Here is an 11,446-nt window from a genome sequence, read left to right as displayed (position 1 = left end):
GCCCCGTCGACAGGGACATGCGGCTCGGCTGATACGGTCGTGATGCGCGTCAAGTGCCGGAAAGCATCGCATCGAGCACCGGCGCAGCTACGAGAAATATGGGGCGAACTGGCATTCATTGCGGCCCAATATAACGCGCCTCAAAGCGCTTGTACAGCACTTAGCACGTCGTCGACATGCCCCGGTACCTTGATGCCGCGCCATGCCTGACGGAGCACGCCGTCGGCGTCGATCAGGAACGTCGAGCGCTCGATTCCGCGTACTTCCTTGCCATACATTTTCTTCATCTTGATGACATCGAACAGCGCGCACAGCGCTTCGTCGGCATCGGAGATCAGCGGGAACGGTAGTTCGAGCTTTGCCTTGAAATTGTCATGCGAGCGCAGGCTGTCGCGCGACACGCCGATGACTTCCGCACCGGCTTTCTTGAACTTCGGATAGAGATCGCGGAACTGCAGCCCTTCGGTCGTGCAGCCCGGCGTGTTGTCCTTCGGATAGAAGTACAGCACGAGCTTCTTGCCTTTCAGGTCGGACAGCGAAATGTCGCCGCCCGTGGCCGGTGCGGTGAAATCGGGAACTTGACGGTCAACTTCGACAGACACGTGTTTCTCCTGTTGTTATGGAAAGGCGCCGCTGCGGCGGCGCGGTGCGGCGGGGCGTCGCGGCAGCGCGTGGCAACGGCGCTGCGGGCGACGCCGGCTCGCGCGCGAACTCAGTCGGGCTGGACGATCAGTTCGCCGGAGCGGCCGGGGATTTCGCCCCACGTGACAGGGTACGATGGCAGCGAGTCGCGGTCCAGCGTCGCGTGGTAGTCGCCCATCGTCGCAAACGTGTGGCCTTGCGCGCGCCAGCCGGCGAGCAGTTGCTCGAACACGGGCGCGAGCTTCTGGCCTTCCAGTTCCGCATGCAGCGTGAACACCTGGTCGTGCGGATTGGTTTCGGTGAACTTGAGGATGTGCGCGGCGACGTTGTGCGTGTCGACGCCGTCGATGCCGAGCACTTCGTCGAGCGTCGGCAGTGTGGTCGGCATCTGCACGTGCGACAGCGTGCGGCCATCGACGACGGGCAGGTACGGCGAATGGCCGCGCCCGTCGGATGCGTAGCGCATCCCCCATGCATCGATCTGCTCGAACGCGGAATCGTTCATCTGCCAGCCGGCCGCGCCGTGCGTGACGGGCGGCGCGCCGAAGATCTCGATGAAGCGCGCGTGGCTTTTCTGCATTTCACGCGCGGTCCAGTCGCGATCGCGCGCGCGGACGTTGTCTTGCCAGTACACGTGATCCCACGTGTGGATCCCGCATTCGAAGCCGGCCTCGTGGATCGCGCGCATGTCGCTGACCGCACGGCGGCCGATGTCGGGGCCCGGCAGCAGCACGCCGTACATCAGCTGCTTCACGCCGTAGTGCTCGACCACCGACGTGCGCGACACCTTCTTCAGGAAGCCCGGGCGAAACACGCGCCGCAGCGCCCAGCCCGTGTGATCGGGCCCGAGGCTGAAGAGGAAGGTCGCGCGCGCACTGAAGCGGTCGAAGATGCGCGCGAGGTTCGGCACGCCTTCGCGCGTGCCGCGCAGCGTGTCGACGTCGATCTTGAGAACGATGCGAGCCAAGCGAACGTCCCGGTCAGCCTTGCTGTTCGACGAGCGCGCGCGCGTCGGCGACGTGGCCGCGATACGCTTCGAAGATGTTGCGCAGCGCGTCGTCGAACGTTGCCTGCGGCGCCCAGCCGAGCTCCTGCATCGTGTTGTCGATCTTCGGCACGCGGTTCTGCACGTCCTGGTAGCCGTTGCCGTAGTACGCGCCGGAGGTCGTCTCGACGAGCTTCACCTGCTTGGCCGAATCGGCGTACTCGGGGAATTCCGCCGCCAGTTCGAGCATCTTGTGCGCGAGCTCGCGAACCGAGAAGTTGTTCTTCGGATTCCCGATGTTGTAGATCTTGCCCGACGCGACGCCGTTCGCGTTGTCGATGATCTTCATCAGCGCGCTGATGCCGTCGCCGATGTCGGTGAACGCGCGCTTCTGCGAGCCGCCGTCGACGAGGCTGATGTTCTCGCCGCGCACGATGTGGCCGAGGAACTGCGTGACCACGCGCGAGCTGCCTTCCTTCGGCGTGTAGATCGAGTCGAGGCCCGGGCCGATCCAGTTGAACGGGCGGAACAGCGTGAAGTTCAGGCCTTCCATCCCGTAGCCCCAGATCACGCGGTCCATCAGCTGCTTCGAGCACGCGTAGATCCAGCGCGGCTTGTTGATCGGGCCGTAGGTGAGCGCCGACGCATCCGGGTCGAACTGCTCGTCCGAGCACATGCCGTAGACCTCGGAGGTCGACGGGAACACGAGGTGCTTGCCGTACTTGACGGCCGAACGCACGATCGGCAAGTTCGCCTCGAAGTCGAGTTCGAATACGCGCAGCGGCTGCTGGACGTAGGTGGCGGGCGTCGCGATCGCGACGAGCGGCAGGATCACGTCGCACTTCTTCACGTGATACTCAACCCACTCCTTGTTGATCGTGATGTCGCCTTCGAAGAAATGCATCCGCTCGTGGTTGACGAGATCGCCAAGCCGGTCGGTCTGCATGTCCATGCCGAACACTTCCCAATCGGTGGTTTCAAGAATGCGCTTCGACAGGTGATGGCCGATGAAGCCGTTCACACCCAGGATCAGGACTTTTTTTGCTTTCATGAATGACGGGAAGAATGAATGAACTGCGCGAATTCCGCGGGCGTCACGACGGTTTCGCTGCCGTCGCGCTGCTGCCACAGCTCGAGAATGGATAGGGCGCGGCTGTCGCCGCAGACGCCGAATAGCGCATTATCGCTTACGTGCAGGCCGGGCGGCAAATCTGCCGCGGCCGCCGCCGCCGCGCTGCCGGGCGCCGCGAGGCGCGCGCGCGCGATCACGAAACGCGTGCCGTCGACGTCCGTGAATGCGCCCGGATACGGGGGCGCGACCGCGCGAACCAGGTTGTAGACCTGCGCGGCCGGCTTCGACCAGTCGACCCGGCCGTCTTCGGGCTTGCGCCCGCCGTAGTAGCTGCCGGTCGCGAGATCGTTCGGCAGGTGCGGCGCTTCGCCCGCGAGCAGCGCGGGCAGGACGCGCCAGAGCGTCTGCTCGGCGGCCACCGTGACCTTGTCGAACACCTGCGTGGCCGTGTCGTCCGGCAGGATCGGCACCGCGGTCTGGCCGATGATCGCGCCCGCGTCGGGCTTCGCGGCCATCTCGTGCAGCGTCGCGCCGGTTTCGGTTTCGCCGTTCAGCACGGCCCAGTTGGTCGGTACCCGACCCCGGTATTTCGGCAGCAGCGAACCATGCATGTTGAACGCGCCGCGCGGCGCGATCGCGAGCAGGTCCACCGGCAGCATGTGCCGGTAGTAGAACGAGAAGATGAAGTCCGGCTGCGCGTCGGATACCGCGCGGCGCAGCGCCGGATCGGCGGGGTCGGCCGGTGTGACGACCGGAATGCCGTGCTCGGCCGCAACCGACGCGACGCTGCCGAACCAGATGTTCTCGTTCGGGTTGTCCTCGTGCGTGACGACGAGCGCGACGTCGACGCCGCGCGCGAGCAGTACCTGCAGGCATCGCACGCCGACGTTGTGATAGGCGAAAACGACCGCGCGCGGCTTCATTGCCCGGCTCCCGCGCGGTTCGCGCCGGTCGGCACCGGCGGCACGCCGTCGTGCTGCTCGAGCACGGCCTGGATCAGGTAGCGCGGCCGTGCGCGCACCTGCTGGTAGATGCGGCCGACGTACTCGCCGAGCAGCCCGAGCGCGAAGATGATCACGCCGAGCAGGAAGAACGTGATCGCGAACAGCGTGAACACGCCTTGCACTTCAGCGCCGACGATGAAGCGTCGCACGAGCAGCAGCACGAACAGCGCGGCGGAGCCGAGCGACAGGATCACGCCGATGAACGACAGCCATTGCAGCGGCACGACCGAGAAGCCGGTCACGAGGTCGAAGTTCAGCCGGATCAGGCTGTACAGCGAATACTTTGATTCGCCGGCGAAGCGCTCTTCGTGCGCGACCTCGATTTCGGTCGGCTTCTGCGCGAACGTGTACGCGAGCGCGGGGATGAACGTGTTGACTTCGCCGCACACGTTGATCGTGTCGATGATGCGGCGGCTGTACGCGCGCAGCATGCAGCCCTGGTCGGTCATCTTGATGCGCGTGATGCGCTCGCGCAGCCGGTTCATCATCTGCGACGCCTTGCGCCGCCACAGGCTGTCCTGGCGCTGCTTGCGGATCGAGCCGACGTAGTCGTAGCCCTCGCGCATCTTCGCGATCAGCTTGCCGATTTCCTCGGGCGGGTTCTGCAGGTCGGCGTCGAGCGTGATGACGATCTCGCCGCGCGACTGCGCGAAGCCCGCGAGGATGGCCATGTGCTGGCCGTAGTTGCCGTTGAGCAGCACGACGCGCGTCGTGTCGGGCCGTACGTGGAACTGATCGGCGAGCATCGCGGCCGAGCGGTCGCGGCTGCCGTCGTTGATCAGGATCACTTCGTATGACGTGTCGAGTGCGTCGAGCGCCGGATACAGCCGCGCGAACAGCGCGGCGAGGCCGTCTTCCTCGTTGTACACGGGGATGATGATCGATACTTCGGGCCGGCCGGCGTCCAGGTGCCCGGCGCCCGGATGCCCGGCGCGTGCTTCAAGGTGACTCATGTACGCTTATTTTCCGTATTGTTCGCAAATCTGGTTGATGGCGTCGACCACGCGACGCACGTCGCCTTCCGTCATCTGCGTGAAGAGCGGCAGCGTGACGGTCGACGCGCCGTACCGTTCGGCGTGGGGGAACATGCCCTCCTTGAAGCCGCGTGCACGGTACAGCGTGAAAAGATGGATCGCCGGGTAGTGGATGCCCGTGCCGATGCCGTGTTCCTTCAGTTGCGCCATGAACTCGGCGCGCGTGATCGTGAGCCGCTCGAGCGGCAGCGTGATCAGGAACATGTGCCAGTTGCTGTTCTCGAAGTCGGCAACCGGCAGGCCGACGCCGAGCTTCACGGCCGCGCTGCCGTCGAACGCGTCGAAATACGCACGGGCGAGCGTGCGGCGCTGCGCGGTGAAGCGGTCGAGGTGCGGCAGCTGGCCGAGGCCGACGCGGGCGGCGACGTCGGTCAGGTTGTACTTGCCGCCGAGCACGTCGCAGTCCATCCCGTCGAAGCCGGTGCGCGTGATGCCCTGCAGCCGGTACTTCTGCGCGAGCGTCGCTTCGTCCTCGTTGTTCAGCACGAGTGCGCCGCCTTCGATCGTCGTCAGGTTCTTGTTCGCGTGGAAGCTGAACGACACGATGTCGCCGATCGCGCCGATGCGCTTGCCGTTCCACGTCGAACCGAACGCCTGCGCGGCGTCTTCGATCACGCGCAGCTTGTGTGCGCGCGCGATCGCGTACAGGCGGTCCATGTCGACCGGCAGGCCGGACAGGAACACGGGGATGATCGCCTTCGTGCGCGGCGTGATCGCCTGCTCGAGCTTGTCGAGGTCGATGTTGCGCGTGACGGGATCGATGTCGGCGAACACGGGCGTCGCGCCCGTTTCGATGATCACGTTGCTGGTCGAGACCCACGACGCCGGCGTCGTGATGACCTCGTCGCCGGCACCGACACCCGCGATGCGCAGGCCGATCTCGAGCGTGCAGGTGCCCGAATTGAACGCGCGGACCGGACGGCCGCCGCAGTACTCGGACAGCGCCGCTTCGAATTTCTGGCTCTGCGGGCCGGTGGTGATCCAGCCCGAGCGCAGCACTTCGACGACGCCCTGGATGGTTTCCTCATCGATCTCAGGGCGGGTGAACGGCAGAAACGGAGCGGTAGTCTGGCTCATGAACGCGTTGGCCTGTAATGGCGTGTAATAAAAGGGTCGGGCGATCCCGCCCGAAACCGGCATTAAACACCGGTTGGCGGATTCGCACCGTGATTTTTTGTAGGCAGCCGCTTAACGCGGCGAGGCGTGCTCAGCTTCGCGCGAGCACCAGCACCCCGATCAGGATGATGCCGATGCCGATGAGCCGCTGGACCGACAGCACCTCGCCGAACAGGTACCAGGCCGCGAACGCGTTGACGACGTAGCCGAGCGACAGCATCGGGTACGCGATCGACACGTCGACCCGCGACAGCCCGAGAATCCAGACCACGACGCTCAGCACGTAGCAGCCGAGGCCGCCGATGATCGGCAACTGGGTCGCGATCTTCAGGCCGACCGGAATGATGTTCGCACGGCTGAATTCGAAGTGCCCGACGGCGTTGACGCCGGCTTTCAGCAGAAGTTGCGCAACGGCGTTGAGCATCACGCCGGTGATGATGCAGACGAGTGAAACGGGATTCATGCGGCAGGCGTCCTTACGATTGCGGTTTCTCGACGATCACGCGGCGGTTGTCGCGCGCAATCACGCGCATCGGCACGTCTTGCTTGACCAGGGTGTCGTACTGGCCGGGCGACATGATCGCGAGCGCATGGGTTTCCTGCTTCCAGCGCGTGATCCATTCGTCGACGGTCGGAATCCACTTGTTCGGCTCCATCGAGATCCCGAACCCGAGCTCGTCCTGGCGCTGGACCATGATCGTCGTGTGACCCATATAGAACGGGAACGTGTGATCGAGCATCTCGACCGAGTAGAACGGCGTGTCGGGCGGCAGTTTCGCCAGTTCGGCGCGCACCGCCGGCGCGAGCAGCGCGCCCGAGCTGTAGCGGCCGAATTCGTCGTGCCCGGTGCCGCCGATCGTGCCGAAGGCGAGCCACGCGGCGCCGAACGCCGCGATCGCGGCCGCGACGCCCATGCGGCGATTCAGCCATGCGGCCGCGAGCGTCAGCGCGGCCGAGACCGCGAGGCCCGCGTACAGCCACATCTGGAACGCGCGGTACAGCGCGTTCGGCGTGCGTGCGTCGCCCAGGTACGCGAGGGAGATGAGCCCGAACGCCGCGACGACGAAGAACACGAGGTAGCCGAGCAGGTGGCGACGGAACCTGTCGGCGGTCATCAGCGGCAGGTACGCGCCGATGATCAGCGCGAGCGCCGGCGCGACCGGCAGCACGTACGAGATCAGCTTCGAATGCGACGCGCTGAAGAACAGGAAGATGAATGCGCTCCAGATCAGCAGCACGAGCATCGGCGAGAAGCCGTTCGGCTGGCGCGGCATCCGCAGCGCATGGCGGATGCTCTGCCACGCGATCGACAGCCACGGCAGGAAGCCGACCAGCAGCACGGGCACGAAGTAGTAGAGCGGGCCCGGGCGGTTCTGTTCCGGGGTCAGGTACCGGCGGAACTGCTGGACGATGAAGAAGAAGTTGAAGAATTCGGGGTTGCGCTGCTGGACGAGCACGAACCACGGCGTGACGATCGCGAAGAAGATCACGAGGCCGCTCACCAGGTACAGGCGCTTCCACAGCGCCCAGTCGCGCGCGATCAGCGTATAGAGTACGAGCACGGCGCCGGGCAGGATCAGGCCGACGAGGCCTTTGGACAGCACCGCGAACGCCATCGCGGCCCAGCACGCCCACATCCAGCCGCGCACCGCGGCCGGACGCAGCCCGGGCCGTTGCGCGAGCAGCAGCGAGCAGAGCGACAGCGCCATCCAGAACGCGAGCCCCATGTCGAGCGCGTTGAAGTGGCCCATCAGGTTCCAGTACGGCGAACACGCGAGCACGACGGCTGCGAGGAAGCCCGACAGCGGGTTGAACAGGCGCGCGCCGGTGTAGCCGACGAGCAGCACGCCGGCGAAGCTCGCAACGGCCGTGTAGAGGCGCGCCTGCCATTCGCCGATGCCGAACCACGCGAACGTGAGCGCATTCAGCCAGGTCTGCAGCGGCGGCTTCTCGAAGTATTTGTAGCCGTTGTAGCGCGGCGTGATCCAGTCGCCGGTGACGAACATCTCGCGCGCCATTTCCGCGTAGCGGCCTTCGTCGCTCGGGATCAGGTGGCGCAGCCCGAGCGGCGCGAACCAGACGATCGCGAGCGCGACGACGAGGAGGACGAGCGTGATGCGATTGAGCGGTAGCCTCGACGGCGTATCGTTCATGGATTTTCAGCCTGTTGGTTGTTGTGACGGGCCGCCGGCGGGTTGCGCCGGGGGCGGGCGGCCTGGCCGGGCCGATCGGGGGGATCGACCCGCTGCGCCGGCCCGAGTTTTACCGCATCGGGGATTAACGTTCAATTAAGAGCGCGGCGGCGACCTTGCGACCCTCGGCCATCAGGATGTTGTAGGTGCGGCAGGCGGCCTGGAAATCCATCGTCTCGACGCCGATCCGCTTGGCCGTGAGCGCCGCGACGAGCCGCGGGTGCGGGAAGCGCAGCCGCGCGCCGCTGCCGAAGATCACGAGTTCGGGCGTCGGGTCGAGCAGCATCGCGAAATGCTCGGGCGCGAGCGCGTCGAACGACGACACGGGCCACGGCTGGACCGGCACGCCGGGCAGCACGATGACGCTCGTTTCATGGCGTTCGAGATTGACGTCGACATAATCGGGGCCGTAGCCGGTGACGGTGTTGAGCGCGCCGCTCGCGTCCTGGTGCAGTTTCAAATCGGTATTCCGCGGTTCCGTAGGGGGAATGTGTCGCAGGGCCACACGGGCCCGGATGGCCGGTTTCGCTTGCCTGCGCACGCGGGACGCCTGACGGCGTGGGCCCGGCGCGGCTATGGTGCATTGCGAAAGTCAGCCAAAATCCGCTAAATTATAACTTTTTGGTCGCCCCCGGGCGCCACTTGCGTCGCGCGTCGCCACAAGCCGCGCCCGACCGCCCGCTTTTTCCCAGTCTAGACAGCGCGCACAGACCGGCCGCTTTCCAGTTTTGATCCCGTCCCCCCGGCCGCAAGGCCAACCCAGGAACCGTGTCGTCGTGAAACCGATTCAGAAGTCGAACAAGCTGCTCAACGTCTGCTACGACATCCGTGGCCCGGTGCTCGAGCACGCGAAGCGCCTCGAGGAAGAAGGCCACCGCATCATCAAGCTGAACATCGGCAACCTCGCGCCGTTCGGTTTCGACGCGCCGGACGAGATCATCCAGGACATGATCCGCAACCTGCCGACGTCGTCCGGCTATTCGGATTCGAAGGGCGTGTTCTCGGCGCGCAAGGCCGTGATGCACTACACGCAGGAAAAGGGCGTCGTGGGCGTCGGCCTCGACGACATCTACATCGGCAACGGCGCGTCCGAGCTGATCGTGATGGCGACCCAGGCGCTCTTGAACGACGGCGACGAAGTGCTGCTGCCGGCGCCCGACTACCCGCTGTGGACGGCGGCGGTCAGCCTGTCGGGCGGCACGCCGGTGCATTACATCTGCGACGAGCAGAACGCCTGGATGCCCGATCTCGACGACATCCGCCGCAAGATCACGCCGAACACGAAGGCGATCGTCGTGATCAACCCGAACAACCCGACGGGCGCGCTTTATTCAGACGAATTGCTGCTCGAACTGCTCGAGATCGCGCGCCAGCACGGGCTGATCGTGTTCGCCGACGAGGTGTACGACAAGATCGTCTACGACGGCCTCGAGCACACGGCGCTGGGTTCGCTGTCGGAGGACGTGATTACCGTCACGTTCAACAGCCTGTCGAAGAGCTATCGCTCGTGCGGCTACCGGGCGGGCTGGATGGCCGTGTCGGGCCTGGGCGGCGACAACCGCCGGCGCGCGAACGACTACCTCGAGGGGCTCGGCATCCTGTCGTCGATGCGCCTGTGCGCGAACGTGCCCGGGCAGTTCGCGATCCAGACGGCGCTCGGCGGCTACCAGAGCATCAACGAGCTGATCGTGCCGAGCGGGCGCCTGTACAAGCAGCGCGAGCTCGCGTACGACATGCTCACGTCGATCCCGGGCGTGACCTGCGTGAAGCCGCAGGCCGCGCTGTACATGTTCCCGCGCATCGACCCGAAGCTTTATCCGATCCAGAACGACCAGCAGTTCATTCTCGACCTGTTGCTCGAGGAGCGCGTACTGCTCGTGCAGGGCACGGGCTTCAACTGGACGACGCCGGATCACTTCCGCGTGGTCTTCCTGCCGAACCTCGATGACCTGACCGATTCGATCAACCGGATTGCACGCTTCCTCGACGGCTACCGCAAGCGCCATTCGGCCTGAGCGGCAAGACCACACGGCACTCACTACTTCTTACTCATCGATCACACGCAGCATGGAACCGATCAAAGTTGGCCTGTTGGGCTTCGGCACGGTGGGCAGCGGCACCTTCACGGTGCTGGGCCGCAACCAGGAAGAAATCAAGCGACGCGCGGGGCGCGGTATCGAGGTGACGCGCATTGCGGTGCGCAACCCGGCCAAGGCGCTGGCTGCGCTCGGCGGCGATGCCGGCGCCGCGCAGATCACCGACGACTTCAACGCGGTCGTCGACGATCCGTCGATCGCGATCATCGCCGAGATGATCGGCGGCACGGACGTCGCGCGCGACCTCGTGCTGCGCGCGATCGCGAACGGCAAGCATGTCGTGACCGCGAACAAGGCGCTGCTCGCGGTGCACGGCACCGAGATCTTCGAGGCCGCGCGCGCGAAGGGCGTGATGGTCGCATTCGAGGCGGCCGTCGCCGGCGGCATCCCGATCATCAAGGCGCTGCGCGAAGGCCTGACCGCGAACCGCATCCAGTACATCGCGGGCATCATCAACGGCACGACCAACTACATCCTGTCGGAAATGCGCGATCGCGGGCTCGACTTCGCGACCGCGCTGAAGGCCGCGCAGGAGCTCGGCTACGCGGAAGCCGATCCGACCTTCGACATCGAAGGCGTCGACGCCGCGCACAAGGCGACGATCATGAGCGCGATCGCGTTCGGCGTGCCGGTGCAGTTCGACCGCGCGTACGTCGAGGGCATCAGCAAGCTCGACGCGACCGATATCCGCTACGCGGAAGAGCTCGGCTACCGGATCAAGCTGCTCGGCATCACGCGCCGCGCCGAAAACGGCATCGAGCTGCGCGTGCACCCGACGCTGATCCCGGAGAAGCGCCTGCTCGCGAACGTCGAGGGCGCGATGAACGCGGTCGTCGTGCATGGCGACGCGGTCGGCACGACGCTGTACTACGGCAAGGGCGCGGGCGCGGAGCCGACCGCATCGGCCGTGGTCGCGGATCTCGTCGACGTCACGCGCCTGCACACGGCGGATCCCGAGCATCGCGTGCCGCATCTCGCGTTCCAGCCCGACAGCCTGTCGAACACGCCGATCCTGCCGATCGAAGAAGTGACGAGCGGCTACTACCTGCGCCTGCGCGTCGCCGACCAGACCGGCGTGCTGGCCGACATCACGCGCATCCTCGCCGCATCGGGCATCTCGATCGACGCGCTGCTGCAGAAGGAATCGGAGCAGGTCGACGGCACGAACGGCGAGACCGACATCATCCTGATCACGCACGAGACGATCGAGAAGAACGTGAATGCAGCGATCGCGCAAATCGAGAGCCTCTCGACGGTGGTATCGAAGGTGACGAAGCTGCGCATGGAAGCGCTGAACTGAGCTGA

11 protein-coding genes are annotated in these 11,446 nt (G+C 65.6%); 2 read left to right on the top strand and 9 right to left on the bottom strand.

Translation table 11 applies throughout. The annotated features are described in order from the left end of the window. Window positions 1–140: 140 nt before the first annotated feature. From HAV18_RS37605 to HAV18_RS37565, 9 genes are all read right to left on the bottom strand, one after another. Window positions 141–602 carry a peroxiredoxin gene (locus HAV18_RS37605; RefSeq protein WP_006756046.1) on the bottom strand — a complete coding sequence of 154 codons (462 nt, stop codon included), beginning with the start codon at window positions 600–602 and terminating at the stop codon, window positions 141–143. A gap of 110 nt (window positions 603–712) precedes the next feature. Further along, window positions 713–1,609, bottom strand: a complete 897-nt coding sequence (locus tag HAV18_RS37600) for a polysaccharide deacetylase family protein (protein ID WP_166965823.1) — start codon at window positions 1,607–1,609, stop codon at window positions 713–715. A gap of 13 nt (window positions 1,610–1,622) precedes the next feature. Continuing rightward, a complete protein-coding gene (locus HAV18_RS37595; RefSeq protein ID WP_166965822.1) occupies window positions 1,623–2,678 on the bottom strand; it encodes a bifunctional UDP-4-keto-pentose/UDP-xylose synthase in 1,056 nt (351 codons plus the stop codon). Next, a complete protein-coding gene (locus HAV18_RS37590; RefSeq protein ID WP_166965821.1) occupies window positions 2,675–3,622 on the bottom strand; it encodes a formyltransferase in 948 nt (315 codons plus the stop codon). Before HAV18_RS37590 ends, HAV18_RS37595 begins: the two co-directional genes overlap by 4 nt. Further along, window positions 3,619–4,656: a glycosyltransferase gene (locus tag HAV18_RS37585; RefSeq protein ID WP_166965820.1), complete on the bottom strand. Its 1,038-nt coding sequence runs from the start codon at window positions 4,654–4,656 to the stop codon at window positions 3,619–3,621. The genes HAV18_RS37590 and HAV18_RS37585 overlap by 4 nt, the downstream gene beginning before the upstream one ends. A gap of 6 nt (window positions 4,657–4,662) precedes the next feature. Next, window positions 4,663–5,814, bottom strand: a complete 1,152-nt coding sequence (locus HAV18_RS37580) for a DegT/DnrJ/EryC1/StrS aminotransferase family protein (protein WP_166965818.1) — start codon at window positions 5,812–5,814, stop codon at window positions 4,663–4,665. Between the two features lie 130 nt (window positions 5,815–5,944). Further along, complete coding sequence (locus HAV18_RS37575; protein WP_166965816.1) at window positions 5,945–6,316, bottom strand: SMR family transporter; 372 nt, start codon at window positions 6,314–6,316, stop codon at window positions 5,945–5,947. Between the two features lie 13 nt (window positions 6,317–6,329). Beyond that, a complete protein-coding gene (locus HAV18_RS37570) occupies window positions 6,330–8,006 on the bottom strand; it encodes a glycosyltransferase family 39 protein (protein ID WP_166965814.1) in 1,677 nt (558 codons plus the stop codon). 124 nt (window positions 8,007–8,130) lie between these two features. Continuing rightward, window positions 8,131–8,505 (bottom strand): Mth938-like domain-containing protein, encoded by a 375-nt coding sequence (locus HAV18_RS37565; RefSeq protein WP_166965812.1) that lies wholly within the window; start codon window positions 8,503–8,505, stop codon window positions 8,131–8,133. 316 nt (window positions 8,506–8,821) lie between these two features. Between HAV18_RS37565 and HAV18_RS37560 the strand changes: the two genes are divergently transcribed. Both HAV18_RS37560 and HAV18_RS37555 read left to right on the top strand, forming a co-directional pair. After that, a complete protein-coding gene (locus tag HAV18_RS37560) occupies window positions 8,822–10,060 on the top strand; it encodes a pyridoxal phosphate-dependent aminotransferase (protein WP_166965810.1) in 1,239 nt (412 codons plus the stop codon). Window positions 10,061–10,112: 52 nt separating this feature from the next. Then, window positions 10,113–11,441: a homoserine dehydrogenase gene (locus tag HAV18_RS37555; RefSeq protein ID WP_166965808.1), complete on the top strand. Its 1,329-nt coding sequence runs from the start codon at window positions 10,113–10,115 to the stop codon at window positions 11,439–11,441. Window positions 11,442–11,446 lie beyond the last annotated feature (5 nt).

Origin of the sequence: Burkholderia sp. D-99 (assembly GCF_011605345.1) — a bacterium.
Classification (GTDB): Bacteria; Pseudomonadota; Gammaproteobacteria; order Burkholderiales; family Burkholderiaceae; genus Burkholderia.
Note: the sequence above shows the minus strand (reverse complement) of the source record. Positions and strands in the feature narration are given on the sequence as shown.

Bases quoted from the DNA above. Each gene is read 5' to 3' on its own strand.
- HAV18_RS37595 (WP_166965822.1), bottom strand. From the start codon at position 2,678: ATGAAAGCAAAAAAAGTCCTGATCCTGGGTGTGAACGGCTTCATCGGC.
- HAV18_RS37590 (WP_166965821.1), bottom strand. From the start codon at position 3,622: ATGAAGCCGCGCGCGGTCGTTTTCGCCTATCACAACGTCGGCGTGCGA.
- HAV18_RS37585 (WP_166965820.1), bottom strand. From the start codon at position 4,656: ATGAGTCACCTTGAAGCACGCGCCGGGCATCCGGGCGCCGGGCACCTG.
- HAV18_RS37580 (WP_166965818.1), bottom strand. From the start codon at position 5,814: ATGAGCCAGACTACCGCTCCGTTTCTGCCGTTCACCCGCCCTGAGATC.
- HAV18_RS37575 (WP_166965816.1), bottom strand. From the start codon at position 6,316: ATGAATCCCGTTTCACTCGTCTGCATCATCACCGGCGTGATGCTCAAC.
- HAV18_RS37570 (WP_166965814.1), bottom strand. From the start codon at position 8,006: ATGAACGATACGCCGTCGAGGCTACCGCTCAATCGCATCACGCTCGTC.
- HAV18_RS37555 (WP_166965808.1), top strand. From the start codon at position 10,113: ATGGAACCGATCAAAGTTGGCCTGTTGGGCTTCGGCACGGTGGGCAGC.